Annotated in this window: 31 protein-coding genes, 1 pseudogene and 1 other annotated feature; of the genes and pseudogenes, 7 read left to right on the top strand and 25 right to left on the bottom strand. The window is 28.8% G+C overall.

Translation table 11 applies throughout. From position 1 onward, the window contains the following. The first annotated feature begins 112 nt into the window (after positions 1 to 112). From KQI41_RS13675 to KQI41_RS13695, 5 genes are all read left to right on the top strand, one after another. Complete coding sequence (locus KQI41_RS13675; protein WP_154439402.1) at positions 113 to 334, top strand: hypothetical protein; 222 nt, start codon at positions 113 to 115, stop codon at positions 332 to 334. Positions 335 to 492: 158 nt separating this feature from the next. Further along, positions 493 to 1,431 (top strand): DDE-type integrase/transposase/recombinase, encoded by a 939-nt coding sequence (locus KQI41_RS13680; protein WP_216584566.1) that lies wholly within the window; start codon positions 493 to 495, stop codon positions 1,429 to 1,431. 218 nt (positions 1,432 to 1,649) lie between these two features. Continuing rightward, positions 1,650 to 1,901 (top strand) — a binding site (T-box leader). Between the two features lie 56 nt (positions 1,902 to 1,957). Continuing rightward, positions 1,958 to 2,962 (top strand): methionine ABC transporter ATP-binding protein, encoded by a 1,005-nt coding sequence (locus tag KQI41_RS13685; protein ID WP_195837927.1) that lies wholly within the window; start codon positions 1,958 to 1,960, stop codon positions 2,960 to 2,962. Then, a complete protein-coding gene (locus KQI41_RS13690; RefSeq protein ID WP_154439404.1) occupies positions 2,962 to 3,603 on the top strand; it encodes a methionine ABC transporter permease in 642 nt (213 codons plus the stop codon). The genes KQI41_RS13685 and KQI41_RS13690 overlap by 1 nt, the downstream gene beginning before the upstream one ends. Before the next feature lie 14 nt (positions 3,604 to 3,617). Beyond that, a complete protein-coding gene (locus tag KQI41_RS13695; protein WP_154439405.1) occupies positions 3,618 to 4,430 on the top strand; it encodes a MetQ/NlpA family ABC transporter substrate-binding protein in 813 nt (270 codons plus the stop codon). Between the two features lie 59 nt (positions 4,431 to 4,489). Here KQI41_RS13695 and KQI41_RS13700 read toward each other — a convergent pair whose 3' ends face one another. From KQI41_RS13700 to KQI41_RS13715, 4 genes are all read right to left on the bottom strand, one after another. After that, positions 4,490 to 6,604 carry a M1 family metallopeptidase gene (locus tag KQI41_RS13700; protein WP_154439406.1) on the bottom strand — a complete coding sequence of 705 codons (2,115 nt, stop codon included), beginning with the start codon at positions 6,602 to 6,604 and terminating at the stop codon, positions 4,490 to 4,492. Positions 6,605 to 6,782: 178 nt separating this feature from the next. Then, the gene (locus tag KQI41_RS13705) at positions 6,783 to 7,331 is read right to left on the bottom strand and encodes a GNAT family N-acetyltransferase (protein ID WP_154439407.1); all 549 of its coding nucleotides are present in this window, start codon (positions 7,329 to 7,331) and stop codon (positions 6,783 to 6,785) included. A 66-nt stretch (positions 7,332 to 7,397) separates the two neighbouring features. After that, on the bottom strand, positions 7,398 to 7,961 hold the full coding sequence (locus KQI41_RS13710; RefSeq protein ID WP_154439408.1) for a nitroreductase family protein: 564 nt from the start codon (positions 7,959 to 7,961) through the stop codon (positions 7,398 to 7,400). A 318-nt stretch (positions 7,962 to 8,279) separates the two neighbouring features. Further along, positions 8,280 to 8,612 carry a YqfO family protein gene (locus KQI41_RS13715; protein WP_154439409.1) on the bottom strand — a complete coding sequence of 111 codons (333 nt, stop codon included), beginning with the start codon at positions 8,610 to 8,612 and terminating at the stop codon, positions 8,280 to 8,282. A 130-nt stretch (positions 8,613 to 8,742) separates the two neighbouring features. On the opposite strand from KQI41_RS13715, the gene KQI41_RS13720 reads away from it, so the two are divergent. Then, positions 8,743 to 9,408: a DUF421 domain-containing protein gene (locus KQI41_RS13720; protein WP_216585485.1), complete on the top strand. Its 666-nt coding sequence runs from the start codon at positions 8,743 to 8,745 to the stop codon at positions 9,406 to 9,408. A 73-nt stretch (positions 9,409 to 9,481) separates the two neighbouring features. Here the strand turns inward: KQI41_RS13720 and KQI41_RS13725 are convergent, their stop codons facing one another. The 20 genes and pseudogenes from KQI41_RS13725 to KQI41_RS13820 all read right to left on the bottom strand — a co-directional run bounded on the left by KQI41_RS13725 (position 9,482) and on the right by KQI41_RS13820 (position 23,155). Continuing rightward, positions 9,482 to 10,153, bottom strand: coding sequence for an aminoglycoside adenylyltransferase domain-containing protein (locus KQI41_RS13725; RefSeq protein WP_216585486.1), 672 nt, complete (start codon positions 10,151 to 10,153; stop codon positions 9,482 to 9,484). Between the two features lie 131 nt (positions 10,154 to 10,284). Next, on the bottom strand, positions 10,285 to 10,902 hold the full coding sequence (locus tag KQI41_RS13730; RefSeq protein ID WP_216585487.1) for a lactate utilization protein: 618 nt from the start codon (positions 10,900 to 10,902) through the stop codon (positions 10,285 to 10,287). A 73-nt stretch (positions 10,903 to 10,975) separates the two neighbouring features. After that, a pseudogene (locus KQI41_RS13735) lies at positions 10,976 to 11,218 on the bottom strand (2-thiouracil desulfurase family protein); the annotation flags it as partial. 30 nt (positions 11,219 to 11,248) lie between these two features. Next, entirely contained in the window at positions 11,249 to 11,860 is a 612-nt protein-coding gene (locus KQI41_RS13740) for a P-loop NTPase fold protein (protein ID WP_154439413.1), read from the bottom strand. A 19-nt stretch (positions 11,861 to 11,879) separates the two neighbouring features. Next, entirely contained in the window at positions 11,880 to 12,269 is a 390-nt protein-coding gene (locus KQI41_RS13745; protein WP_154439414.1) for a DUF6483 family protein, read from the bottom strand. 51 nt (positions 12,270 to 12,320) lie between these two features. Continuing rightward, positions 12,321 to 12,941, bottom strand: a complete 621-nt coding sequence (locus tag KQI41_RS13750; RefSeq protein ID WP_216585488.1) for a histidine phosphatase family protein — start codon at positions 12,939 to 12,941, stop codon at positions 12,321 to 12,323. Between the two features lie 40 nt (positions 12,942 to 12,981). Then, positions 12,982 to 13,905: a radical SAM protein gene (locus KQI41_RS13755; protein ID WP_216585489.1), complete on the bottom strand. Its 924-nt coding sequence runs from the start codon at positions 13,903 to 13,905 to the stop codon at positions 12,982 to 12,984. Positions 13,906 to 13,925: 20 nt separating this feature from the next. Next, entirely contained in the window at positions 13,926 to 14,753 is an 828-nt protein-coding gene (locus KQI41_RS13760; RefSeq protein ID WP_216585490.1) for a hypothetical protein, read from the bottom strand. 96 nt (positions 14,754 to 14,849) lie between these two features. Continuing rightward, positions 14,850 to 15,383, bottom strand: a complete 534-nt coding sequence (locus tag KQI41_RS13765; RefSeq protein WP_216585491.1) for a GNAT family N-acetyltransferase — start codon at positions 15,381 to 15,383, stop codon at positions 14,850 to 14,852. A 92-nt stretch (positions 15,384 to 15,475) separates the two neighbouring features. Further along, complete coding sequence (locus KQI41_RS13770; RefSeq protein WP_216585492.1) at positions 15,476 to 16,189, bottom strand: class I SAM-dependent methyltransferase; 714 nt, start codon at positions 16,187 to 16,189, stop codon at positions 15,476 to 15,478. A gap of 14 nt (positions 16,190 to 16,203) precedes the next feature. Further along, positions 16,204 to 16,791, bottom strand: coding sequence for an NUDIX hydrolase (locus KQI41_RS13775; protein WP_216585493.1), 588 nt, complete (start codon positions 16,789 to 16,791; stop codon positions 16,204 to 16,206). Positions 16,792 to 16,816: 25 nt separating this feature from the next. Then, positions 16,817 to 17,425, bottom strand: a complete 609-nt coding sequence (locus KQI41_RS13780; protein WP_216585494.1) for a histidine phosphatase family protein — start codon at positions 17,423 to 17,425, stop codon at positions 16,817 to 16,819. 30 nt (positions 17,426 to 17,455) lie between these two features. After that, positions 17,456 to 18,238 carry a hypothetical protein gene (locus KQI41_RS13785; RefSeq protein ID WP_154439422.1) on the bottom strand — a complete coding sequence of 261 codons (783 nt, stop codon included), beginning with the start codon at positions 18,236 to 18,238 and terminating at the stop codon, positions 17,456 to 17,458. Between the two features lie 219 nt (positions 18,239 to 18,457). After that, entirely contained in the window at positions 18,458 to 18,976 is a 519-nt protein-coding gene (locus tag KQI41_RS13790; RefSeq protein ID WP_326828309.1) for a flavodoxin domain-containing protein, read from the bottom strand. 53 nt (positions 18,977 to 19,029) lie between these two features. Beyond that, a complete protein-coding gene (locus KQI41_RS13795) occupies positions 19,030 to 19,674 on the bottom strand; it encodes a nucleotidyltransferase domain-containing protein (RefSeq protein ID WP_154439424.1) in 645 nt (214 codons plus the stop codon). Positions 19,675 to 19,676: 2 nt separating this feature from the next. Beyond that, positions 19,677 to 19,916: a hypothetical protein gene (locus KQI41_RS13800; protein WP_154439425.1), complete on the bottom strand. Its 240-nt coding sequence runs from the start codon at positions 19,914 to 19,916 to the stop codon at positions 19,677 to 19,679. A 293-nt stretch (positions 19,917 to 20,209) separates the two neighbouring features. Next, positions 20,210 to 20,866: an HD domain-containing protein gene (locus KQI41_RS13805; protein ID WP_154439426.1), complete on the bottom strand. Its 657-nt coding sequence runs from the start codon at positions 20,864 to 20,866 to the stop codon at positions 20,210 to 20,212. 122 nt (positions 20,867 to 20,988) lie between these two features. Next, positions 20,989 to 21,510, bottom strand: coding sequence for a GNAT family N-acetyltransferase (locus tag KQI41_RS13810; protein ID WP_154439427.1), 522 nt, complete (start codon positions 21,508 to 21,510; stop codon positions 20,989 to 20,991). A gap of 164 nt (positions 21,511 to 21,674) precedes the next feature. After that, positions 21,675 to 22,208, bottom strand: coding sequence for a GNAT family N-acetyltransferase (locus tag KQI41_RS13815; protein ID WP_154439428.1), 534 nt, complete (start codon positions 22,206 to 22,208; stop codon positions 21,675 to 21,677). Positions 22,209 to 22,339: 131 nt separating this feature from the next. Beyond that, positions 22,340 to 23,155: a P-loop NTPase family protein gene (locus KQI41_RS13820; protein WP_154439429.1), complete on the bottom strand. Its 816-nt coding sequence runs from the start codon at positions 23,153 to 23,155 to the stop codon at positions 22,340 to 22,342. 370 nt (positions 23,156 to 23,525) lie between these two features. Here KQI41_RS13820 and KQI41_RS13825 point away from each other — a divergent pair, with 370 nt between their 5' ends. Continuing rightward, positions 23,526 to 24,191: a YoaK family protein gene (locus KQI41_RS13825; RefSeq protein ID WP_154439430.1), complete on the top strand. Its 666-nt coding sequence runs from the start codon at positions 23,526 to 23,528 to the stop codon at positions 24,189 to 24,191. A 123-nt stretch (positions 24,192 to 24,314) separates the two neighbouring features. On the opposite strand, the gene KQI41_RS13830 is transcribed toward KQI41_RS13825, so the two are convergent. After that, the gene (locus tag KQI41_RS13830) at positions 24,315 to 25,970 is read right to left on the bottom strand and encodes a putative manganese-dependent inorganic diphosphatase (RefSeq protein ID WP_154439431.1); all 1,656 of its coding nucleotides are present in this window, start codon (positions 25,968 to 25,970) and stop codon (positions 24,315 to 24,317) included. Between the last annotated feature and the right edge of the window lie 60 nt (positions 25,971 to 26,030).

The raw sequence follows: 26,030 nt of genomic DNA on the forward strand, positions 1-26,030 counted from the left end.
TTGTTTTCAATCCTTTAATATTATTTGTTAAATTTAATTTTTTATTCTACCAAAAGATGTTTAAATATATAAGGTTAAAAAGGAAAAACTAAATTTAGGAGGTGTAAAATTTATGAGAATTCCCAATACAAACGATCCTTTAGAGTTTTATAATTATTTTGAAAATGAGAATTTAGAAAATACAGATTATATGAGTCATGATGAAACAGATATAAGACCACCAGATGCTTATATAGGATTTTACAATAATCTATTCTCATCCCAATTTTCTAATATTGTTACTTCTGGAGAAATTGGAGGACTGGAATGGTATAATAGAATGGAAAGAAGATAAATAATAGTCATAAAATATAATAAAAGTGTATAAAATTAAAAAAACATAAAAATTTGATATGAGACAATACATTTGTGACAAGTAAATATGAAAAAAGGAAAGACCTCTGATATAATGTTGTTTACCATAACAAACAAAAATCGGAGGGATCTTTCCTTATGAAAACAATTATAACAGAAGAGATGAGATTTCGTCAAAGGGTAGTTAAATATGCAATTAAACATGATAATAATGCTAAGGCAGCTAGAAAATACCATACCAGCCGTCAGCAAGTTCAACGCTGGAGAAAAAGATATGATGGTGATGTAAAATCCTTGGCCAATAGAAGTACAAGACCAAAGTCACATCCTAATCAACATACTCAAGAAGAGTTAGATTTAATAAGATATAAGCATCGATACCATCAGCATGAAGGTTATGCACAGATATATCGTAAGTTAAGAGATGCAGGGTATAAAAGAACCTATGATTCTATGTGTAGACAGATAAGAAAAATGAAATTAAATGTAGCAAAGAAAAGAGTGAGCTATCCTAAATCTAACTATCATAAAAACCTTGCTACTTATCCAGGGGAAAGAGTACAAATAGATGTAAAGTATGTTCCAAATGAATGTATTGGCTTTGCAAGTAATCATAGCAGATACTACCAAATAACAGCTATTGATGAATATTCAAGAAAGAGATATTTAGAATTAGTTAATGAACTTAGCACATATAGTACATCTAACTTTTTAACACGATTAGAAGATAAATTAGGATTTAAAGTTGAATTGGTTCAAACTGATAATGGAATCGAATTTGTTAATGATCAAGATATTACAAATAAGAAAACTAGATTTGAAAAGTATTTAGAAAAGCTAGATATAAAACACAAACGTATTCGTCCATATTCACCATGGCAAAATGGTATAGTAGAGCGTAGTCATAGGATAGATAATGAATTATTCTACAGCAGAAGACGGTTTAGTAGCTATAAAGAAATGGAGAAGTCATTTAGAAGATATAGTAACAAATACAATAACATAGCAAGGAAAATTCTTAACTTTAAGACGCCAAATGAAATAGTTGAGGAGTACTTCTCTAAAAATGCTGCTTAAGATGGTATTACTAATAATTATTTAATCAAGGATCGCTATCGCTTTCCTCCTTGACAAAATAATTACTAGCAATTTAAGAAAACCACAGCATTATTCAGAGAAAATTTTTCAGAGGTCTGTGTCACATATGTTTGACTTCTCTAGAATAAAATTAAAAAAACATAAAAATTATTGTTGACAAATTTGAAATATGCTGTTAGAATTTTAAATTAATATTAAGAATGACTTTGAAGAGAAGAGTAAGTTTATGAATACTCATACAGAGAGCTTCTAATTGGTGAGAAGAAGCAGAGGATAGTAAGCTGAATATGGTCTCGGAGTTTGATTGTCGAAGTTGACTTTAGACATTCACGTATGCACACGTTATAGTGCTAGAGTATAATCACATATTTGTGACGTACTTAATAAGGTACTGTATCGTGAGGTTCAGTATAAACTTAGGGTGGTAACACGAAGCTTTCGTCCCTTTGCTTTTTGCAAAGAGATGAAAGCTTTTTTTATTGTTTTTCATAAGGGGGTTATGTTCTTGATTGAAATATCTAATGTTAGCAAAAAATTTAGCAATTCTACAACTGAAATTGATGCTGTTAAAAATGTTTCTTTAAAAATCAATAAAGGAGAAATTTTTGGCATCATTGGTTTAAGCGGTGCTGGTAAATCTACTTTAATCCGCTGTTTAAATAGGCTTGAAGAGCCAACAGAGGGACATATATTAATTGATGGTGTAGATTTAATAAACTTAGATAAAAAGGATTTAAGGAAAGAGAGAAAAGAAATCGGAATGATTTTTCAACATTTTAATCTATTATCTCAAAAAAATGTTTATGATAATATTGCTCTTCCTCTACAGTTGGAGAAAATGGATAAAGCTAAAATTGATAATAGAGTAAATGAGCTTTTAGAATATGTTGATTTAAAGGATAAAAAACATAGTTATCCAAGTGAATTAAGTGGTGGACAAAAGCAACGGGTAGCCATTGCTCGTGCCATTGCAAATAATCCTAAGATACTTCTTAGTGATGAAGGTACTTCTGCATTAGACCCGAAGACTACAAAATCCATATTAAATTTATTGAAGAAAATAAGAGATGAGTTAAATATAACAATAGTCATGATAACTCACCAAATGGAAGTTGTAAAAGAAGTTTGTGATAGAGTTGCTATTATGGAAAATGGGCAAGTTATAGAAGAAAATACTGTGGAAAATCTATTTAAAGAACCTAAAACAAAAATTGCAAAAACATTCATCAATTCATTACAAGGAAATATAGAAGACGAAATTATACACCCAAATGATTTCCAAGGAAAACTCATTCGACTTTCTTTCCTTGGAAATAGTGCAAAAAAACCTATTGTATCTAAAGTCATAAGGAATTTTAATATTGATATAAATATATTGTCAGGAAATATTAATAAATTACAATCAACTAATGTAGGTCATTTAGTCTTAGAATTAATTGGAGAAGATGAAGAAATAAATAAAGTTTTCTTATTCCTGAAAAATGAAGATGTCCATGTGGAGGTGATATAATGGCAGAATTAGTTATACCTTCTTTATTTGAAACTCTATATATGGTATTTTTCTCAACAGTATTTTCATTATTATTAGGTTTTCCTTTGGGAATTTTATTAGTAATTACTGAAAAAAATAGTATCTGGGAAAGACCTAATTTCAACAAAATTTTAAATAGTATTATAAATGTAATGAGGTCTATACCTTTTATTATTTTAATGATTTTAGCCTTTCCCTTGGCAAAACTCATAGTAGGTACAAAAATAGGTACAACAGCAACCATAGTTCCCCTATCCATATCTGCAACTCCTTTTGTGGCTAGGATTATGGAAGGAAGCTTAAAGGAAATTGATAAAGGCATAATTGAATCCAGCCTTGCTATGGGGGCTACAGTTCCACAAATTATTTTAAAGGTTCTTATACCAGAGTCCTTACCTTCAATAGTATCTGGGATAACTCTAACTATAATAAATATAATAGGATATTCAGCAATGGCAGGTGCCATAGGAGGTGGTGGTTTAGGTGACTTGGCTGTTCGCTTTGGATTATATAAGTGGCAAAAAAATATAATGTTTATATCTCTTATAGTAATCATAGTTTTAGTCCAAGGAATACAAATTTTAGGTAATTATATTACATTAAAAATAAATAAAAAATAAATGGGGGAATCAAAATGAAAAAATTATTGTCAATTGTATTAGTAGTAGTATTATCACTATCTGTATTAGTAGGTTGCAGCAAAAAACCTGCTGAAGTAGCCGATGTAGAAAAAATTAAAATCGGAGTATCTCCAGACCCACATGCAAAATTGGTTTCATTAGTTGTAGATGATTTAAAGAAAGAAGGTATTGAAGTTGAAATAGTTGAGTTTACAGATTATATAACACCAAACCTATCTCTTAATGATGGAGATTTAGATGCTAACTTTTTCCAACATGAACCTTATTTTAATGATTTTAAGGCAAAGGAAAAGTTGGACTTAACTGTATTAGGCAAAATCCATGTGGAACCAATGGCATTCTATTCATCAAAATATAAATCTATAGATGAAGTTCCCAATGGTGCCACAATAGCTATTCCAAATGATACTGTAAATGGTGGTAGAGCATTACTTTTACTTGAAGCTAATGGATTAATAGAATTAAAAGAAGGCATTGGCTATGAAGCTAATGAAAAAACAGATATAATAAGTAATACTAAAGATCTTAAATTTCAAGCTCTTGAGGCAGCATTTCTTCCAAGCTCCTTAGACAGTGTTGATGGTGCCATAATAAATGGAAACTATGCTCTTGAAGGTGGACTTAATCCTGTAAAAGATGGTCTTTTAATAGAAGACGGGGAATCTCCTTATGCTAATCTTATAGCAGTAAGAACTGGTGAAGAATCTCAGGATAAATTTAATAAACTTCTTAAAGCATTACAATCTGAAAAGGTTAAAAAATATATAGAAGATAATTATGATGGTGCTGTAGTTCCAGCATTTTAAATAGAGGTAAGCTAAGCTTACCTCTATTTTATAACTTTACACAATATAAATTATTTGTGCTATTTGTATTTCCCTTGGATTTCCGTATTTTTAGTATTTATTATGAACTGCTTATCATTAGTATACATTGGATCATATCTGTATAATGAATTCTCGTATATAATAAATTCATCATTTCCTAAATTCTCTTCAGAAGCAGTATCCTCATATAAAAATATTACTAGCACCAAGTTATCTTTATTATTTGGGTTTTCTGCTATAAAACTTCCTGTAACATTTTGATTTTTAATGGATATCTCATTTATATTAATAGTTTCTTCATCTAGTTTAATAGGTAATTCAGGATTCATTTCTTTAATCACACTATGTTTATTTGGATATCCAATTAATATTAAATTGTTTTGTTTATCCTCTTCTGTTAAATCCTTTTCTTCTTTAATTTTCATATTTGAATCATATCCACTCATTCTATCATTTACTAGCATTTGGGTAAATTCTTCAAAATTCATTAAGTCTCTTTCACTTAAATATTTTGGCTTTACTACTATTACGGTCTCTTCATCTAAAGCCCTCAAGGCTATACTACCCATTATCAATCCATTTACTTTTTCTGATTCTCTTAAATATCGTTTGTGCTGATTTCTATAGTAAGCTTCTTGTTCTTCTTGAGTTAATTCAATATCATTAGGAAAATAATTAGGCTGTGTTACTGCCTCCTCCATAGAATTCCTTATATCTTTTCCTGCTACTTTTTCTATCACATCTAATAATCCTTCTATTGTTGCATTTTTGAACTTATACGTTTCAAAATAAGTCTTCAATATTTCAGTGAATTTTTCTTCTCCTACTTTTTGTTTCAGAGCTTCAAAGAAAGCAGGTCCCCTTCTATATATAGCTTCACTATAGTCTCCCCAATCCTTAAATTCATCTACATTGGTATTTAGTGGCATTATATTTGATGGATACATTGAATTTCTTATGGCAAAATCAATTCCATTTTCATGACTTTTTCCATATTCTTTTTCAAAGTAGTATGCAGTAGTAAATACAGTTAAGGACTCATCTAAAAAAGGTTCCTTGAATTCATTGTTTCCCACTGTTACATACCACCATTGATGAACCGTTTCATGAACGGCAGCTTCTATTAGGAATGGAGCACTCTCTTCTATATTAATATCTTCCATGTCCCAATATCCTCCCATTTGTATTGCCTGAGGGTACTCCATAGCCCCTCCACTTAAATATGTTTCTGCTATTTTCAACTCATCATAAGGATATTTCCCTATGGTTTTGTTCATAAACCTTACAGTCTTAGCTACTTCATCTAATATCATATCTGCAGTTTTACTATCTTTTTTACCTTCCTCTACAATATAATAATTACTAATTTTAATATCATCTACTTTTTTAGTTTTTACTTTATATTTATCACTCATAAAAACAACAAAATCTCTAACCTTTTCAGCCCTTATGGATACGGTCTTATTTGCACCATTTTCTTTCTCCTCTATTATGGTTCCAGTTGGAGCGATTACCATATTCTTAGGTACAGTTATATCAACATTATAGTTTGAAACATGGCTATAATTAGACTCTCCTATAGGGTTAAAGGGATTCTCATCCCATTTTCTATCTTTCTCATTATATATAGACAGTATTGGATACCAATTTGTCAAGGAATAAACTCCTTCTAGATGATGAAGACGATGGTATCCTTCAGGAATTTTTATAGTGAATTCAATTTTTATCTCTGCCTTTTCACCTTTTTTTAATGGTCTATCCATATTTATTTTTAATATTTGATTATCATCTGTATACTTAACTTTTTTATCATTAATATGGACATCTTCTATCTTAATATAACCTTTTTCTTCCTCTGCTAATTTAGGAATTTCCTCTCCTTCCATTAGATACATACCACCTATAGCTGGTAAGGTCTCATATGATTCATAGGAATTAGGATAAAGATGAAAAACTAGATTTTTCAAGTCCGCATTATAAGTATTAGTAAAAATAACCTTTTGTTCTCCCTCTACAGTATGAACCTTATTATTTAAAGTAATGTTCATTTCGTACTGAGTCAAGTTATCTAAATCTACTGCAACTCCCAATTGAAAACTGCTTAATAAGACTACTAAAATCAATGCAATTGATAAAAATCTTTTTTTGTTCATTATGTACCCCCTCGTTTTTCATATATTTACCATTATTTTATCATAGATTGCCTACAATTTCCAAAATATATAGTATATTTAAAATGAATTCAGTTGAAATAACAGCAAGTTTTAAAGTATCTTCCATCTGTGAATATTCTACTAATTTAAAATCAAGCTCTATACCTCTTTATATAAATTAATCAGAATATAGTCCCTTGCTTAATATCACACTCTTATAATTTGTTACATCCCATTTAATAGTTTCTATATATTTATAGCCTCTTTTTTTATAATAATCAATTAAATGATATGCAGTTTCAGCCGTATCTAGTGCAAGTTCTCTTACATTGTCCATCTTTCTTGCCTCATCTTCTACAATATCCATCATCTTACTGCCAACTCCATATTTTTGTAATTCAGGTTCTACTGCAAACTGTCCAATCTTGGCTACGAATTCCTTACTATACCAACTATTTCCATCTGAAGCTTCTGGCTTATATAGAGATATTGTTGAAACTATTTTATTTTTATATATTCCCACATAACATTTATAGGCCTTATTTATTCTATCTAATGTTATACTAGAATCCTGTGTAGCTGCCACATAATTAAGTCCCATATCAGCTAAAGTCTTATAGGATTTGTTTAGAAGTTGTGTTAATTCTTCAACTGAATCACCATCTGATAATAATCGAAATTCTATATACTCATTATTTAATTCGTGTGAATATAAATTTTTTTGCATTGTCTAACCTCTCTCTGTTTTAATTTTTTCTTATTCAAGCATATTATTTATAAGATGGATAGCAATCTAGTAATGTCCTATAACCGACTTATCTTTTGTTCTATGTTTGCGGTCAGGTTCATATTCCTGCCAATATACTCTCTTTTCATTAAATCGTGTTCTGGCCTCTTTTTCTTCTGCAGGGTATCCAATATATACAATACCTAAAGGAGTAACATATTCAGGTATATTCAGTATTTTTTTTAATGGTTTTATATTGCTTTCTAAAGGATATATTCCTATCCAAACTGAACCAAGGCCAATGCTTGTGGCTGCGATTAAGATATTTTCTATTGCAGCGCTACAATCTTGCACCCACATTTCTTGGGATGGACCTTTAAAGGCTAATTTCATATTTCCACATACAACAATGGCAACAGGTGCATTATATCTAGCAAAAATCAATTTATCTCTTAATTGAGAAAGTTTTTCCTCCTCATCAATAACTATAAACTCCCATGGTTGACAGTTTGCCGCTGTAGGTGCTGCTGTAGCAGCTTTCAACAAGGTTATAATTTTATCTTTTTCAACCTTCTTATCTAAATAATGTCTTATACTTCTTCTCTTATAAATCGTTTCAATTACTTCCATTCTAAAACCCCTTTCACCTTAAATTATAGAATTTTTATTATAAAAGTTTTCAATCTTCTTGTCCTTCCATAATAAGCCTTATCTATAATAACAAACTAATTATTTTTACTTAATACCATTACTACATACACTGTTCAAGACTTCTTTATCTTATAATAAAACTTATATATAACTATTAATTCTATAAAATTTGTTAAATTCCTTCTTTTCTAAATAATAAATTAAAAAAGTATGTAATCTTTCTTTTAATTACATACTTTTTTAATTTAGGTTTTCTTTCGATTTCAACATGTTCTATTTATAAAAAATTCACTTCTATTATTCAAACATATTATTTATAATGGGAACTATATTAAATAATGGTTCTTCATATGGGTGAATCCTTCTTATAGCTTCTATTGCATTTTTTATATACTCCATTTTACACCTTACTTCAACCTTACATTCCTTACCTTCACAAATTTGTCCAACTTGTCCACTATAAGGATTAGTTCCTTCTAATGGTCTCCAATATCCCTTAACATTAGTTATAGACATGCAATTGTCATAATTTCCTACTCTACAGGCATTTACTTTATTAAGTTCATCCCTTAACTCTATAATATATTCTTCTGGAATATAGATTTCTATTTTTACTTCCTTTATTTCCATAGTTATATCTGCTCCTTCCTTTATTAAGGATAATTTTTATATATCAATTTGATACTTAATTTATTTTAGTTCTTTATTATATAATAAATAATCAAATCATGCTAACAATATGTATTATGGAGGTAATAATATGATAATACTTAAAACAATTTTAGCTTTTTTACTATTATTAATTTTAGCTAGATTTCTTGGTAAAAAACAAATGAGTCAAATGACTTTTTTCCATTATGTTACGGGAATAACCATTGGTTCCATAGCTGCCGATATAGTTATAACTGATAATGGTTCTATCATAGACGAAGCCATAGGTTTAGTATTATGGTGTACCTTAACTGCTCTATTAGCTTATGGTACCTTGAAATCTGCAAAACTTAGATTACTCATTGATGGGCAACCTACAATTTTAATTAAAAATGGAATATTGCAAAAAAAATCTCTAAAAATTACTAGGATAAGCATGGAAGAACTGTCTATGATGCTTAGAGAACAAAGTATTTTCTCCATTGAGGAAGTAGATTATGCTATTTTAGAGCCAAATGGCAGATTAAGTGTACTAAAGAAGCAATCTAATTTAAGTTTAACTAGAGCAGATATGGATATTCCTACTTCTAATCCTAAATATTTACCATCACAAATCATTGTAGATGGTAAAATAGTATATCAAAACCTAAAACCCCTTGGTCTAAGTATTGAATGGTTAGAAAAAGAACTTGATGCTCAAAATATTAGTAATATAAAGGATGTGTTCTATGCTGAAATTCAAAGTGATGGTTCCCTCTATATAGCTCCTTATTAAAAATGATTTTTTATTTCTTTTAACATATAGATGGCATATTCTTCTAATATATTGCCCTTATGTTCAATTTGATCTAATCTATTAGTATATACATTAACAGCATCTTCCACAATTTTTTATATTTTTGTGGCACTATTTCCTTAGCCCAATTTCCAGCCTCTAGTTTTGAGCAAATTATATTTTCCTTTATATAGTACAATACTCTACATAAATTTAGAATAATATAAACTGTATTTTCCATTATATCTTTCTCAGCATTTTCTATATCATTAACAATTGAGTCTATATAATATTCTCTTGGTACATCTGCAAATACTTCTTCAATCCTTTCACCATGCAGACAAATACCTCTATGTTTAATGATTGTAAAATGTGCAGCCAAATCTTTGTCTATAGAATTTTCACAAAGATAATTACTATCAACCAAATATCTATATTTATAAGAATTTGAATAATGCAATTCAAACGGTGTGGGGTATATAAAATCTTTTGTATACTTTTCTAAGACAATACTCATTTCTACACCTTTTCTTGGCAAATTATCTAAGGTTATTATTGAATCAATAATAGCCTTTTTATCTGGAATACTCATAGGTTCTTTTACTACAACAATTAAATCTATATCACTTTCATTTGTATAACATTCCATGGCTAAGGAACCATGTAAATATATGCCAACAAGGTTTTTATCTAATATACTTTTATATCTTTCAACTATAATATTTAATATTTTCTTAGGTTCCATGTTCTCACCTTATTCTGTTCTTTCGAAAAATCTCAATATTTTAAATTCAATTCATTTAATAGTGTTACTCTACCATTCTTTATTTTACTGATAAATATGTTTATTATTATATGTTTATTAACCTATGGTTTTCAATATCCCATATCTTCATTTATAATGATTACCTTTATTCTTTCATAATCAAATTGTCTTGCAATAACTACAAAACTATTACAAATTCGTTGTGGATGTTTACAGTCAATACATCTATCTAATTTAGTACAAGGAGTTTCTTTTTTTAATCTCTTGGCATCTAATGGTGCTGAAATCTGACGTACTCTTTCTATGGCTTCATTTATATTGTTTACAATTTTATTTTTACCTACTATGACAATTACTTGTGATGGTCCATATATCATAGGAGCAACCCTGCTTCCATTTCCATCAATATTAACTAGCTCTCCGCTAACTGTTATTGCATTACATCCAGTAATAAAGTTGTCTACTGAAAAATTTTTAATATAAAGCTCTCTTTTTTCAATGGAAGTTAAATTCTCTATATGTTTGTCATAAAATATATAATTTCCCTTCCTAATAAAATCAAAAACTCCCAATTGTTCCAATGTAACAGAATCACCACTTCCAACAGTACTCCCTTGCAAAATCAATTTATCTAAAAGAGGAAATAAGTCCTTACTATCTTCAATAAAATATCCCTGCATATTATTACGTTTTAAATTATCTAAAGTAGTCTTTATTAATTCCACCATTCTATCCTCCTTCATAAATATAATTAATCATAAAATGGTCCATATTTGTACTCTAAATCTAGTTTTTCTATGATTATATTCCTAACATATCCAAATTACTTTCTGTATACACCTCAATATTATTTTTAATTAATAGTCCTGCAGTTAAACCATTTCCTCTTATCAAATTACCTGAAAATGTTCCATCGTATATAAGTCCACAACCACAAGAAGGACTTTTCGACTTTAATATTGCCTTTTTAATACCTATAGCCTTAGCAATTCCCAGAGTCTTTTTCGCACCTTCAATGAATTGTTTAGTAAAATCTCGTCCATCCTCACTAAATACATACTATATCTCCCTTTATCATTCATGAGTTAATATAAAATCAGCATTTTCCATAGGGCAATATTCTTCAATATATTTATCTTCTGCTGGAAAATATCGTCTTTCATATTTCAATTTTATATCTTCCGAATCTCCTATATACTTGTCCCTATTTACTACACGATTTAATCGTACTTCTTTTGGAACATCTAAATAAATTACACAATCAAAATACTCCCTTATGTCTTTTCTCTGTAAAAATATTCCTTCCAATAGTAAAATTGAACCTTGAGGTATTTTTATTTGTTCTAAAATATATACATCATTATCTTTATCATATATTTCAATTTCTTTGTGAATTTCAATTCCTTGCCTTATCGGCATCAAGATTTCTTTAATTAAATAATCATATCTCCATTGGATGTTATAATAGCAATTCCATTCTTCTTTAGATTCATTATATCTAATATTTTTTGGATATATGAAATCATCAATATGTAGTATAAATGTATTATAATTTCTATTACTTAATTGTAGTTTTAATGAGTCAACTATTGTACTCTTACCAGATCCTCCTAGACCATCAATTCCTATAATTAAAGTTTTCTCTGGATTATATATTTTTATTATCTTATCTAGCAATTCCTTCATTTATAATTCTCCTGTATTATCAATATTCTTTCCGGCTAATTCCTAAACTTTCAAATTTAATACCATATAACCTCAATATATCCTCAAGACCTAACTTTATCTCTTCACGACTAAAATCCGCTTCTTCTAATTCCTCATCACTTAATTTATTTACTTTATCATAAAAATCCATTGCTATTTTTATGTATATTAAATCATTGGTTTCTATGTTTTCAAACAATAGGTCTTCTGCTTCATTGACTTTTAGGTTATTTATCAGGTTTATTAACCTTTCATATAATATATGAACTTTTTCAGAATTACTTTCACCGTGGATATTTAGTTCCACACTATCCTTCTTAAATAATACCTTCCCTATCATATGTATAAAACTTGTAATCTGCCTCATTATCCAATCTTGATGATACATAAATTTCACCTCCTTCGCTCTTCTTTTTTATCTTTAATTACTTTAATGAATTTACCCATTTAACTTTAATAAATGTTCCTGCTTATTTAAAAATATAATCCTTCTTTCGTTACCACTTACCTTCCATAAATGAATTCCAGTATCACCAGTACTTATATATGAATCGGTATTAACTGGTAGCATCATAAAGCTTCTAAAAAGCGTATTTATCATTCCGCCATGTGATACTATACATATCCTTGATTTACTTTCTTCTCTTTCATACTTATATATGAACTTTGACCAAAATATTTCTGCTCTAGCTCTAAAATTAATATATGATTCTGACTCTGCAAACTCATCATGAGGTTTTCTTCCACCTTCTGGCAGAGGAAATTTCTCATTTGCTTCCGAACGATATAGACCTGCTAATAAACCATTATTCCACTCCATTAACTCATCATCAAATATTATACCTACACCAGTTTCTTCACTTATGAATTCAGCTGTTTTGGCTGCCCTTTTAAGTGGACTGCTTAAAATAGTATTAATTTCGTAGTGTTCTTTTATCCAATTTGCCGCATATTTTGCTTGTTTACATCCTAATTCAGTAAGTTCAAAATCTGCTCGTCCTTCGTGTCGTTCCTCTAAATCAGCAACAGACTGTCCATGTCTTACTACTAATATTTCCATATGAAATCCTCCTTGTACTACTACAGTTTAATTATCATTTCTATTCTACAGACCATCTCTTCCATTTCAATACTTCCTTATCTTTCATATCTTCATTATTATATTCTTCTAATTCCCTATGAATTTTATCTAATAATATATCCTTTTGCTGAGGAAGTCTACCCTTTAGTATCAGTGCATTTGTCTTATGTGTCCCATTAAATATAGTATTTTTCAAATTTAAATTCTCTATTAAAAGTTTCTCTTCTTTCAAGGATTCTAGAGGTCTTAATCGAATAAACTCTTTCGTTCTCACCTTTTCAACTAGCTTTGCATTTTTAAATAATACTAAAGTAACTACAATTATAACATCAGGATTGAATTCTGATAAAAATTTAGCTGTATCTATGGCATGCTTCTTACTTAACTTTCTTCCACCTAGCCCCAACATAATGTATGTAGAATAACTTATATTACATTGTTCTAACCTAGTTAATGCTAAATAATTATCCTCTCTTGTAACACCTTTATTGTGAAATGCTAAAACTTCATTATTCCCCGATTCTATACCAATAGATAATTCCCCTACTCCTAAAGCTTTAAGCCGTAATAATTCATCTTTACTTTTTCTCAATATATCATTAGCTCTTGCAAAACCACTAATATTATCTACATGAGGGAAATAGTATCTTATTAGCTTAATTATTTCAATTAATATATTAGTATCTAAACATAGAGGATTCCCTCCAGCCATAACAACTTTCTTAACTGTTCTATGTCTATTTGAATAATAATCTTTTAATATTTTTAACCTTCTATCTATTTCTTCCAGCCCTAAGAATCTATATTTATTTCCTTGATTTAAATCACAATATAAGCATTTGTTCCAACTACAACCGACAGTAATGGGAATAGCTATACTATAACCTTGAGTCATTGGAACATAAAAATACTCACCATATTCCTTATATATTTCATTCAGCATTGTTTTTATCCTACTCCTATTTAGTAATATTGACAACCCTTACAATAGTAAATACTTCCTCCCAGATAAGCCTCCTTAATAATATTATTACCACAAATCTTACATGGCTCTTTCACAGTCTTTTTACTTAATTTCGTAGTATAGCCTCCTGAACATCCAAATAAATCCTTTTCTGTATCTCGTCCACCTTTTGCAACCATCTCATCTAAAGTAGATTTAATAGAATAATATAGTCCCTCTATTTCTTCATCTGAAAGTGTTGATCTCTTTCTTTTAGGATGAATTTTGGCATTGAATAATATATCCTGCAAGATTCCATTTCCAAGACCAGGTATACGTTGTTCTGTAGCTAAAACAAATTTTATACTTTTCTTCTGTAAACTCTCATCTGATATAATTTTTTTATAATATTTAAAATCAAATTCTTCAGATAAAGACGATGGCTTCTCTTTGGCTAATTTATAATATATATTGTCGAATTCCCCATCTTTAAAACACCAGATCCCCCCATACATTTGAATAGATGCAACAAGTGAAGAATAATCATCAAATTGTATTAATAATTGATGCTTTTGTGGTAACTTTTGACCTTTATCAAAGTATCGTAGATTTACGCCATCCCCTAATAATAATCTAATATCACCTAAACTGATTTCCACAAAACCACCATATGAATAAGCTTTCTCTATTATTTTACCATTTAACTTTGAGTTATATTCACTAGGTTCACCATAATACCAAGCAAACTTATGTGGTGATTGATTAGTAATAACATCATTAATCTTTTTACCCCTTAAAGTCTCATTTATTTGACATGATAAGGTAATAGCTTCTGGTATTTCAATCATAGAATTCCCTCCTCTAATTGTTTCTTGCAAATCTCTAATTTAATTAATATATGTATTCCTAGATGTCTTAGCATATGGCACTTCTTCAACAGATTGCTATTTTTCCATCTTTAATATATTTGGATTTTGTAGCACATAGTTCAATTTATCTTCCCATCTATCATGCATATCATAACTCTGTTCTTCTCTATTGATAAATTCAAATCCAAACTTATCAAATATCCTTTGCATTTTAAAATTAGATCCCATTGTATCAGCATAAATATATTTAAGCTTTAAAGTATTAAATACATAATCTATTGCTATTTCAACTGCTTCCGTTCCATATCCTAATCCCTTATATTTATTATTAACAAGAGCTATACCGAGTTCACATTGGTTTTTTTCATGATTAATTCTTTTAAAGGATAATTCACCTACTAGGGTTTCATCGAATAAAAAAATCCCTACTCTCGGATACCATGATTCTTTTTCAGTAATGGAATCATATCTTATATCTACTTCTTCTTTATTATAAACATAGGGATCGGGACCCATTATTGGATCTGGGATATATGACTGCCAAAATTGATGATATTCTTCCCTTGTAAATGTTCTTAAACAAATTCTATTCCCCTTGATATTAATCATAGGCTCCTCCTTTAAAATACAAATTATATCTTTTACCTGCAAAACTTATCCTTCGGCACCACAAGAATTTAAGAAAACTTAGATAACTTTCACTAACTTTTTTCTGCTATTACCAAAGCATGAAGTGTGCGTTCAATAGATATTTTACTTCTGCATATTTTTTGGTTAAAATCTAGCCATGCTTTATATCCGTTTTCATCTAACATATTAATAAAGCCTCCATTTTTTGGAGTTATTCCATCAATTGCTATATGGTCGATTATTTTAAACCCTGATTTAATAAGAGCTTCTTCAATATATTTAGAATCTAGCCCAATAAAGTAAAGATTGTTCCCAAGTTCTCTATGTGTGTTTTTATTAATATATGCAACTGCTAATATTCCATTTTGACACAACACTCTTTTACACTCACTTAAACACTTGTATTGTTCATTTTGATTTGCTAAATGATATAAAGGTCCCATACACAATATGGAATCAAATTCTCCTTCTTTAAATCTTGATAAATCTAGTGCATTTCCTTGAGCCACCTTCATTTCTAAATCTTTAAATTCGTCTAGCTTATTATTAAGTATTTCAATATGCTTCTCAACTAAGTCCATAGAAAATATAGAAATTCCTTTCAAGGCATAATAAAAAGAATAACGTCCCGTCCCTGCCCCAATATCTAACATTCTAGAGTTAGGTTTTATATAACTCTCTAATGCATAATTCGTCATATCAAATTCTATCCGATGTGCATTATCTTTTATTAACCTATTTTCCTCATCATAATTAGAGTAATAATCTACTATATTTTTTGTCATAATATTTATTCCTCCTAAACTAAGAACTTATTAATATTCTCTCTAATGAACAAAGCTCTATTAATTAACTTCTTATATAAATATACATCCTTAGAATCAAAATAATCCTCAGTAAATCTATCCAATGCAAACCAGCTGACATCACTGTTTTCATCTTCTTTTACTATAAGTGTTTCTTCCTCACTTGCAATAAGAATATATGCTACCGAAAGATGTAGATGGGCACTAACATACTTATTTCTTCTCATATGTCCAAATACAGGTAGAATATCAATAGACACAATATTTTCTGTAAGAGCTGTAAAGGTATTTATACCTGTTTCTTCCTTTGCCTCTTTAATTGCAACATACAAAAAGTCTGAATCTCCATCAACATGCCCACCAGTCCAAGCCCAAGTATTCCGTATATTGTGATGAATCATTAGTACCTTATCCAGTGATTTATTCATTATAAATCCAGAACTCGTAATATGTGCAAATTCATTTTCTCTTAACAAAATATTATGAGGAAATTTTTCTATATAATCAAGAAGTACCTTTTTATCTTGAATTTCCTGTTGGTTTGCAGGAGTGAAATCAATAATTGGTTTTATATAATCCATTTATTCCCTCCTTAATATTTATAAATTAATTCAAATGATCTATATATTTACTTAAAGTCATCTTTATCTTTCCTTTATCTACTTCAATCTTATGTATACTTGTATTTTGAGCTTTAAAAACCTTATTTTTATTAGTCCATTCAATCTCTTTTACTAAATGATATATAATATTTATCACTCCACCATGTGTAACTACTAATATATCTTCATTTTGAGCTGAGACTTCATCTACTAAATTATAAAACGTTTTTTCTATTCTATTTAAAAATTCTCTTGGACTTTCTCCCTCTAAATATCTTTCATCCATTCCTAATGTGTTAAAATATAAACCCGGAAATGATGTTTCAGCTTCTTCATTTGACATACCAGCCATTATTCCATTGTTGTGTTCTCTCCACTCCTGATCTAACTCGACTTTCATTTCAAATTTTTTAGCAATATAAAATGCTGTTTCTTTTGCTCTATTTAAATCACTACTAATTATTCTAGTAATATTAAATCTTTCTTTGTTTCTATACAAATATTCAGCAAGCAACTTAGCCTGTCTTTTTCCTTCATTCGATAAACCTATTTGACTCCATCCTCCCCTAAATCCTTCCTCTTCTTTTCCATGCCTTACGAAATAAATAGTCAATATATTCCCCCTAACTATTTTATATTTGACCTATACATCCATCAGATCCTTTTTTATTAAATGCATCTTAGCAAAATGTCTTTTTTCCTCAAATACAAAACCTAAATCTATATATCCTTTATCTAAAAACCAATCAAGGGGACCATTGGGAAATGGAGTATTCTCAGAAGCTATGGCTATTATGGATTTAAACCCTAATTTAGGTAATTCTTCCTCTAACCTTTGTAATGGGTATGTCTTATAATCGCCATTTTCACTGGTAGTAAAAGAACAAGTAAGAAATGCCATATCTTCAGCCTTGGGTATAGGATATGGAACCACTACTGAGGGGATGAACTCTGCACCTCCGATACAAATTTCATTTAAATAGTGGAGTTTTCCCATATGTGGGAGATTATATCTTTGTCTTAAAACTTTTATCCAATTTCCTTTGTCCTTACAATAAATATCTTTTTTAGAAGAAGAACATAAGGCACAAGTATCTATTATTGTTTCTTCAGTTAAATCTTTTATATCTCCCATAATAATATTATTACTCATTTTAACATTATAAGTTTTTGCTTCTGGTATAGTACCATTTAAGATATTCTCTAGATTATCTATAGAAATTGGTCCATGCCACCTTAAATCATTATCTATAATAATCATATTCGGAGAAAATATATTTAATTTTTCTGCTATATTATAATCCTTAGATATATCAAATAAATTAATTTTACATCTCTTATCATTTGAAAATCCACTCAGTAGCTCTCTAATTTTACAATTATGGGGACATTGATCTCCCCAATAATAAAAATCAACTTTTCTCATATTTTTCACTTCCCTTGAATATAGTTACAGCTAAAATAAGATTCATCAAACAATTCTATTTTAGATAATAATTCCATATCTTTTATCCTAATCATTATTTTTGCTTAGTTATTTTAATATTAGTCCTAAATTAAATCCTATTATTTTAATGACATCCTTGGAAGTAAATATCACTTACATTTGTTGCTTTTTTCTATACCTCAATATAAAATTATATTTTTAAATTGTTTTTATATATTCAATCAATGGATTTATGTATTCTTTTTTTGAGTAATCATTTGATTTAGTAATTGTATCATACATACCTTGTTCTTCTGGAGATTTATCTTTTTTAATCTTTAATATAGCTTTAAATATACTCATCATTCCTTTACTACCAAGTCCCATCTTTTCATAATTCATACCACTGTGAAAATAAAACAAATGAAAGTTTTCTTTTTCTTTCAATGAAAAGTTTGCATTCTTAATTTCTTCAATTTTTATAGCCTCTTTTGGTGTTGCACCTGTAACAAAAATAATTATATTTTTATCGTTCATTTTAAAAATATCATTTTTTATAGACTTTAGTCCGTTAATCTTACCAGCGTATAATCCTCCTCCAAAAACAATAGTGTCATAACTTTGTAATTCATTTACGTTTATTTCTGTTATAGAGATAGCACTACAATTCAATTCATTCGCAACCCATTCAGCATATTTTTGGGTAAATCCTGTATTTGACTTATATAATACAATCACCTTTTCCAATATTAACTCCTCCTTCTTACACGGATATTATTAAAACAAAATACTTATTTAATCCATGGATGCCCTTCTGGATATTCTGTATTCATAGCATTTATAAACCAATTATATCTTTCCTTTTCAAGCTTATTTATTACTGAATCAAAATCATGTTTATAATCATTATTTTCATGGTTTCTTGACTTGTAAAGTAGTATAACCTCTGGGGCAAGAATACTGATTTTGCCTCTTTTTATAAAAGCAATATCTGTATTAACCATAATGTTATGATTTTTTTGATAATAAAAAATACCATTTTCTACTTTATTAAATAAGACTTCTATAAAATCTAGTTCTGTCTGTTCTCTATCAATAAACTTTACATATTTAAATATACCATCAATTTTCTCAGTCTTTATAAAATCAGCATCTTTTTTATAACACCAAATATTATCAAAATATAAATCTGGATGCTTAAAAGCAAATTCTACGGGTACTAATCTTTGATTACCAACTGGTGCATCTATCTCCCAACCCTTTGATTTTAGGTGTTGAATACATTTTTCCATATCATCAAAACTAACAGTTATATCTATATCTTTATGTGTTCTCGTTATTTGTCCTAAAAAAACATCTATTGCAAATCCTCCGCAAAGATGCCACTCTACGTCCATATCCTCTAAGTGATTATATAAATCATCCAATAGCTTCATTTCTATCTCCTTTTATTTTCCTTTTCATTTCCATGCTTAAAATTGCCAGTAACCTTAGCCATGATTAGCTGTGCTTCCATTGTATCTGCTTTTCCTATTTTAGCTAAAAACTTCTCACTCTCTTTACCCTTCAGTATCATTACTTGTTTTTCATACCAAAATATAAATACCTTATTATCTTTTGATACTCTATATGAAAAACATTCTTCTTTAAGTCTATTTCTTTTATCTATATTATTCAATATATCATCTCCTAGATAAATCTCTGAACTTCCACCATTTTAAGTTACAATATCTGGTTTTATAATTGCTTTAAATACACATCCATAGACTTCCCTGCCTATTGTAATAGCACATCATTAAGTAATCTCATAATGGTAACTATTTATCTTAATACTATTCTACATTGTTTTCTAGATTCCTTCTTTTTCAAAAATATTCTTTAAAAATCTTATGCTAAATAATACACAATATAAAAGACTATAATAATCATTTGATTATTATAGTCTTTCACTTTCCTTATGCTATTCTGAATTTAACATTGTAAATCTATATCATCATAAAGTTCTATTTTAAGATTTTCTAAGAACTCATATAAGACCTTTGTTCTTCGAATTGCTATCTTTTTAGCTGTTTCTGTATGGATTCTATCTTTTATAATTAATAATCTTGAATAAAACAAATCCAATGCATATTCTCTACCATTTGGGTCTCTACTATTGCAAAATGGATCTTCTGGATGATAAAAACTTTTTTTCATCTGACCTATTGAACTAAATGTTCTCATTATAGAAATAATTCCTGTAGACTCTAACATATCAGCATCTTGTAAAATCTTTCCTTCTAAAAGTTTTGGTATAATTCCTTTAGAAAAGGAACATTCCTCTATTGTTTTGTAAACTTTTTGAATCTTATCTTTTGGGTAACAATCTAATTTTTCTAATATATCTACTGCAAATTCAGCACTGTCTTTAGTCGAAAACTTAGATTTTGGATGATTTTTAGGATAGCATATTACATCATGAAATATTGCTGCTGGTATTAAAATATCTAAATCTCCACCTTCTTTTTCTTTTATATGTTTTACCATACTAAGTACTCTCATAGCATGATATATATCATGAGAAGGATCAGTATTATCAATTTTTTGTTTAGCAATTTCAATTAGATATTTTTCCATTCTATTTTCCATAGCTATCCCTCCTTAAATACACCAAATATCATATAATATTTAGGTGTATTCCCTATCTTTTAACTAAATTCTCTTGCCAGCAAACAGCTACTACCTTTATTGGTTGTATAGAGTACACAAATTCAATCAAGTATTTTCTCAAAGCTTATACTGTCAACCCATCTTCCATTTTGATAAATATGCTGATTGTAGCGTTCTATAAATTGGAATCCATTTTTAATTAAAACTATTTGTGAACCTATATTATCTGGAGATGTACCTGCTTCTATTTTATGAAGCTTATGTGCATTCGTAGCTTCATTTAAAATTAATTTTATTGCATTTGTAGCATATCCTTTTCCTTGATGCTTCTCAGCTATTCTATAGCCTAATTCAGCTTTATTAAGATTCCCTCGTTCTATTGATACTAAGTTTATTCTACCAACAATTTCTTTATCACTATCCATAATTAGGTACATATATACCATATCTTTTTGCTGCTCTTCAACTAGCTCCTTTATTATTTCTTTAAAATTATCAAAATTATAGTAACTATCATCTCTCCCCAAAGATTTACTTTCAAAAAAATCTCTATTTTCAAGCTCAAATTTAAAAAGTTTATTCTCATCTAATTGTTCAAGTAACTTAATACTAATTTTAGTCATAAGAACACTCCTTTATCTTCATTTGTTAAGCTATCACTGATATATCTTTAAATAAAACTTCAAATACTACCTTAATATTTATATAGAAAAAATTCCTATGGTAATAAGATATTACATGCCAGATTATATATAATAAATATGATGAAACTTTCAACCTTTAATATTTACATCATTGTTAAACTTAAAATTAGTTTATTTCCATCATCTTCTGTTTGTGAAATTTCCTCTTGATAATTGCCATTTATATAATTTCCAATGGTTTTTCTCCAAAAAGTTTGCGCTCTTTTATTGCCTTCATTAGGGTTTGTCTGCAATTCCCAAGTACCACGATGATTATTGAACACTTTAATTGCTGCTTTTTCTGCTACACCCTTCCCCCTATAACTTCGTAAAATAAAAAATTCATTTAAATAAAAATCACTTCCTTGTGGTGTATAAGGAGGTGTTGCTACTAAAGCAAAGCCTGTTGGAATACTATCTACCATTATTAAATATGGAAATAATATTGATTGTTTGGACCACCATATATCAAAAACCTTATTTTGCTCATTTAAAGTCAAAGTTTCGTCATCTTCAAAAACTCCATATTTGTTTGGTTTCCATCCCCATATCTCAGATAAATCGTGTAAATATAATGGGTATAGATTGTTTATGATAAATTTAGTACTTTGATCTGTCAAATTTAAAGTTACTTCCATTTATTCCACTCCTTTCTATTCCTATTATAGTATTTCCTTTGCTTTTTTGGTATATAACTTCTAAGACTTTTATACTTATCTCCTATTATATATAATTTTATAATTTTTTCCCTCACTGCGTAAACACAGTATTATACGGAGTTCATCATATCTTTGAATTCGCAACCGAGAATACTCTTAATACTATCAAACATCTTATTCCAATCTCTATCTGTATTATTCAAAATATAAAAACGAAAAGGTAGCAACTTAGTTATTTTAAGTTCTAAATTTTTTCGTTTTATATAATATTCTACTGTTTCAGGATTGGACCATTTTGGTTTTGAGCGAATAATGGCCGTATGTTTCAATGATTCTTCAACACTATTCTGCGACATATATAATAAAACTGGATTTAATGGGCTAATTATAACTGAAAGATTTATTATATATTCAATAATCTCATCTTCTGAAATTTGAGGATACAATCTATTAATATCATGAATTTGATGCTGAAATAAGACACTCTCAAAAATTGTTAATGTATCTATATTGCGCATTCTTTTAACATACTGTTCAAAACGTCTATAAAAAACCCTTTTATATGTATCAAATGAAACAATTGGCTTATTCGAATAACAAAATTCTTTAAAAGATAAATACTCAGCTAACTCATCACTTTGTGGTTTCGGCTTAGGTATTTTATAAGGTGTTAAAATATAATCATTTTCTATAATAGAGTTTAATCCAATCCATTCTGCTTGTTGAGGAAATCTCATTAGTAAATTGTTGTATTCAGACTTTGTAAGATAAGCATAAAAAGGTAAATCAATTGGATGTTCACTACCTTCAATATAAACTTCTGAATTTATACCAATTTCTTTAAGATATGTATATAGTAATTGAGATGTAGTTGTTTTGCCAGAACCTGGTATACCCTCAAATATAATTAATTTAGTCTTTTCCATTTCCACCATCCTTATGATATATAATAAATACATTATTTTGACCTACACATTAATGGTCTTCTATGTCTACAAATCCCCAATCTATGATTTTACAATTATTTTCTTTATCAATTTTAATCTTATATAATTAAAAGTACATAAACTTACTTTAATTCTATTTTATAACATTTTGTCTCTTATTTCCTCTTCATCATAAACCATAACAAATCTATGTCAATATACTATTCTATATTTTCTCTCAAACTCCTTCTTTTCAAAAATATTTTTACTTTTTACTATTAATAAATTTTTATTATGATATTATAGACACTTTAATACAGACGTTGTAAAATATAAATTATATAGCTTAAAATGAAAGGATCGTATCATAATGGATGATTGTAAGTCAAAGATTAAAATTTCAACGCAAATCAATATTATAGGTTTCATCCTTATAACAATGGCAGGATGTATTGATACAGTTGGAATAAAACTTTTTTTAGACGAAAGCCCTGCTTTCTTAACGGGTAGAGGAATAATATTAGGTTATTCCATATTTAAAAGAGATTTTGGAGCATTTACTTGTGTATTAATAGTTATTTTAGCATTTATAATTGGTGCTTGTATTTCCACAATAATAACTAGAAAAATGGGATTAACGGGAGGTCTATGTTTTACAGGTATACTTATTGCAATAGCAGCGTTTCCTGTTAATTTAAGTAATATAACTATTGCTACAATTATTATTCCAATGGCTATGGGTGGTCAAAATGCAGCCACAAGCCTAACAGCAATAAATCGTACAACCCATCTTACTGGTCCAGCTACTGATATTGGGATAAATATTGCTAAAGGAAATTGGAACATTGTTGCATTTTGGATTTTACGTTGGATTGGATTTCCTTTAGGTTCCGTTATTGGATTCCATTTAGTACATACGGCTAATAATAATATTATAAATATTCCATCAACATTACTTTTACCTGCTATTATTATTATTTTAACTGGCATTATTCAAAAACTAACTTTTGATATTCCTTTGTTAAAAAATATATAGAAATAAGTAGAAGCAAGAAAACAAATCATATATATCTAGCTGATAATTCCATAAAACAACTAAATAAAAAGCATTTAATCTTAATAAGGTTAAATGCTTTTTCAATAAAACTTATTTTTTATCTTACAATTCTTTAATCTCTGTTAATGTAGCTGTAATAGGTGGCACTACTTGTTTTTTTCTTGAAAGAACTCCTGGCGCATAAAAGGAGTTGTTTACAAGGGTTTCTCCAAAGGCTTTAGCCACTAATTCTTTATTTTGTCCTACTACTACCATTTCTGAAGCTTCCTTAAATATATCTGTTAACATCAATATGAATATGGAATATCCCCTATCCTTTGCTCTTTCTTCCATTAATGATATTAGGTCAGTTTTCATATCCTTTAAGCTTTCTGGATCCATGGTATATACCTGTGCTATACCAATATTATCTTCTTCTATGGTAAAGGTTTTAAAATCTTGTTTTAATAATTCTTGAGGTGTTTTTCCTACTAAAGAAGTTCCCGCTTTAAACATTTCCATGGCAAATTTCTCTACATCTAAGTCTGCAATTCTTGCTAGTCTTTCTAGTATCATTTTATCTACATTAGTAGAGGTAGGAGATTTAAATAACAATGTATCAGAGATTATAGCAGCAGAGAGTATTCCTGCCATTTTCTTTGAAGGTCTTCTGCCATTTTCAAATAATATTGATGCAATTATAGTACATGTACTTCCAACAGGTTCATTTCTAAAATATATTGGATTACCCGTAAAGACATCTGCTACTCTATGATGATCTATAATTTCCAATATCTCACATTCCTCTAAACCATCTACCGATTGACTTCTTTCATTATGGTCTACTAATATTACCTTTTTCTTCATACTGGATATTAAGTGATATCTAGATATTAATCCCACTACTTTATTGTTATTATTATCATCTATAACAGGATATGACCTAAATCTAGTCTGTGACATTTTCTCTTTTACATTATCTACTAAATCATCAAGGTTAAATACTACTAAATTATCTCTAGTCATTACATGACTAATTGGAACTGATTGAGTTATTAGCCTAGATGTTGTAAAAGTATCATGAGGTGTTGATATTATAGTTATTCCCTTTTCCCTAGCTAAATCTATGATTTCTTCTTCCACATCTACATTGCCAGTTACAATCATTAAACTAATATCTCTATTTATAGCCAGTTCTTGAGTATCTCTTCTATCTCCGCATATGACTACATCATTTTGTTCTATGTACTTTTCTACAGATTTAGGTTCCATAGCTAAAACTAAAAGCTTTCCTGTAATTGGTTTCATATTATGTGGACTTATAATAGTATTAGCAGACAGAGTATCTACAATATTATCTATACTAGTTCCTGACTTTCCTAATATTCCATTATCCCAAACATCTATATATGCCCCTATTATATCTGATATAGTTACTATTCCTGCTAATTGCTCATTTTCATCTATAACTGGCAAACTGTTTAAATTGTTTTTTTTCATTAGCTCTAAAGCCATACGAAGTGATATATCTGGACTAATAGGAGCTATTTTATCAAAATTTAAATCTTCTACACTAAGCCTTACTGTTTCTAAGAGAGTAGGTGCTGAAACTCCAAAGTATTCCAATATAAACTTAGTTTCTCTATTGATTTCTCCTAGTCTTACAGGAATAGCATTGATACCGCCATTGGCATTTTTATACTCTGCATAGGCTAAAGCTGCACATATAGAATCTGAATCAGGGTTTTTATGTCCTGTTATGTACACTGTTTCTCTCATATTTACCTCCTTCAATCCTTATCTTTAGTTTTGTAACATTATTATATCATTTAAACCAAA

The organism is Tissierella pigra, from assembly GCF_018917845.1.
In the GTDB taxonomy this organism is placed as follows: domain Bacteria; phylum Bacillota; class Clostridia; order Tissierellales; family Tissierellaceae; genus Tissierella; species Tissierella pigra.

Bases quoted from the DNA above. Each gene is read 5' to 3' on its own strand.
- KQI41_RS13820 (WP_154439429.1), bottom strand. From the start codon at position 23,155: ATGGAAAAGACTAAATTAATTATATTTGAGGGTATACCAGGTTCTGGC.
- KQI41_RS13695 (WP_154439405.1), top strand. From the start codon at position 3,618: ATGAAAAAATTATTGTCAATTGTATTAGTAGTAGTATTATCACTATCT.
- KQI41_RS13745 (WP_154439414.1), bottom strand. From the start codon at position 12,269: ATGTATCATCAAGATTGGATAATGAGGCAGATTACAAGTTTTATACAT.
- KQI41_RS13805 (WP_154439426.1), bottom strand. From the start codon at position 20,866: ATGGAAAATAGAATGGAAAAATATCTAATTGAAATTGCTAAACAAAAA.
- KQI41_RS13715 (WP_154439409.1), bottom strand. From the start codon at position 8,612: ATGGAAATAAAGGAAGTAAAAATAGAAATCTATATTCCAGAAGAATAT.
- KQI41_RS13700 (WP_154439406.1), bottom strand. From the start codon at position 6,604: ATGAACAAAAAAAGATTTTTATCAATTGCATTGATTTTAGTAGTCTTA.
- KQI41_RS13740 (WP_154439413.1), bottom strand. From the start codon at position 11,860: ATGAAGGAATTGCTAGATAAGATAATAAAAATATATAATCCAGAGAAA.
- KQI41_RS13825 (WP_154439430.1), top strand. From the start codon at position 23,526: ATGGATGATTGTAAGTCAAAGATTAAAATTTCAACGCAAATCAATATT.
- KQI41_RS13830 (WP_154439431.1), bottom strand. From the start codon at position 25,970: ATGAGAGAAACAGTGTACATAACAGGACATAAAAACCCTGATTCAGAT.
- KQI41_RS13690 (WP_154439404.1), top strand. From the start codon at position 2,962: ATGGCAGAATTAGTTATACCTTCTTTATTTGAAACTCTATATATGGTA.
- KQI41_RS13755 (WP_216585489.1), bottom strand. From the start codon at position 13,905: ATGCTGAATGAAATATATAAGGAATATGGTGAGTATTTTTATGTTCCA.
- KQI41_RS13760 (WP_216585490.1), bottom strand. From the start codon at position 14,753: ATGATTGAAATACCAGAAGCTATTACCTTATCATGTCAAATAAATGAG.
- KQI41_RS13680 (WP_216584566.1), top strand. From the start codon at position 493: ATGAAAACAATTATAACAGAAGAGATGAGATTTCGTCAAAGGGTAGTT.
- KQI41_RS13675 (WP_154439402.1), top strand. From the start codon at position 113: ATGAGAATTCCCAATACAAACGATCCTTTAGAGTTTTATAATTATTTT.
- KQI41_RS13795 (WP_154439424.1), bottom strand. From the start codon at position 19,674: ATGAAGCTATTGGATGATTTATATAATCACTTAGAGGATATGGACGTA.
- KQI41_RS13750 (WP_216585488.1), bottom strand. From the start codon at position 12,941: ATGGAAATATTAGTAGTAAGACATGGACAGTCTGTTGCTGATTTAGAG.
- KQI41_RS13765 (WP_216585491.1), bottom strand. From the start codon at position 15,383: ATGATTAATATCAAGGGGAATAGAATTTGTTTAAGAACATTTACAAGG.
- KQI41_RS13775 (WP_216585493.1), bottom strand. From the start codon at position 16,791: ATGGATTATATAAAACCAATTATTGATTTCACTCCTGCAAACCAACAG.
- KQI41_RS13725 (WP_216585486.1), bottom strand. From the start codon at position 10,153: ATGGAACCTAAGAAAATATTAAATATTATAGTTGAAAGATATAAAAGT.
- KQI41_RS13770 (WP_216585492.1), bottom strand. From the start codon at position 16,189: ATGACAAAAAATATAGTAGATTATTACTCTAATTATGATGAGGAAAAT.
- KQI41_RS13810 (WP_154439427.1), bottom strand. From the start codon at position 21,510: ATGACTAAAATTAGTATTAAGTTACTTGAACAATTAGATGAGAATAAA.
- KQI41_RS13730 (WP_216585487.1), bottom strand. From the start codon at position 10,902: ATGGTGGAATTAATAAAGACTACTTTAGATAATTTAAAACGTAATAAT.
- KQI41_RS13710 (WP_154439408.1), bottom strand. From the start codon at position 7,961: ATGGAAGTAATTGAAACGATTTATAAGAGAAGAAGTATAAGACATTAT.
- KQI41_RS13705 (WP_154439407.1), bottom strand. From the start codon at position 7,331: ATGCAAAAAAATTTATATTCACACGAATTAAATAATGAGTATATAGAA.
- KQI41_RS13815 (WP_154439428.1), bottom strand. From the start codon at position 22,208: ATGGAAGTAACTTTAAATTTGACAGATCAAAGTACTAAATTTATCATA.
- KQI41_RS13720 (WP_216585485.1), top strand. From the start codon at position 8,743: ATGATAATACTTAAAACAATTTTAGCTTTTTTACTATTATTAATTTTA.
- KQI41_RS13785 (WP_154439422.1), bottom strand. From the start codon at position 18,238: ATGAGAAAAGTTGATTTTTATTATTGGGGAGATCAATGTCCCCATAAT.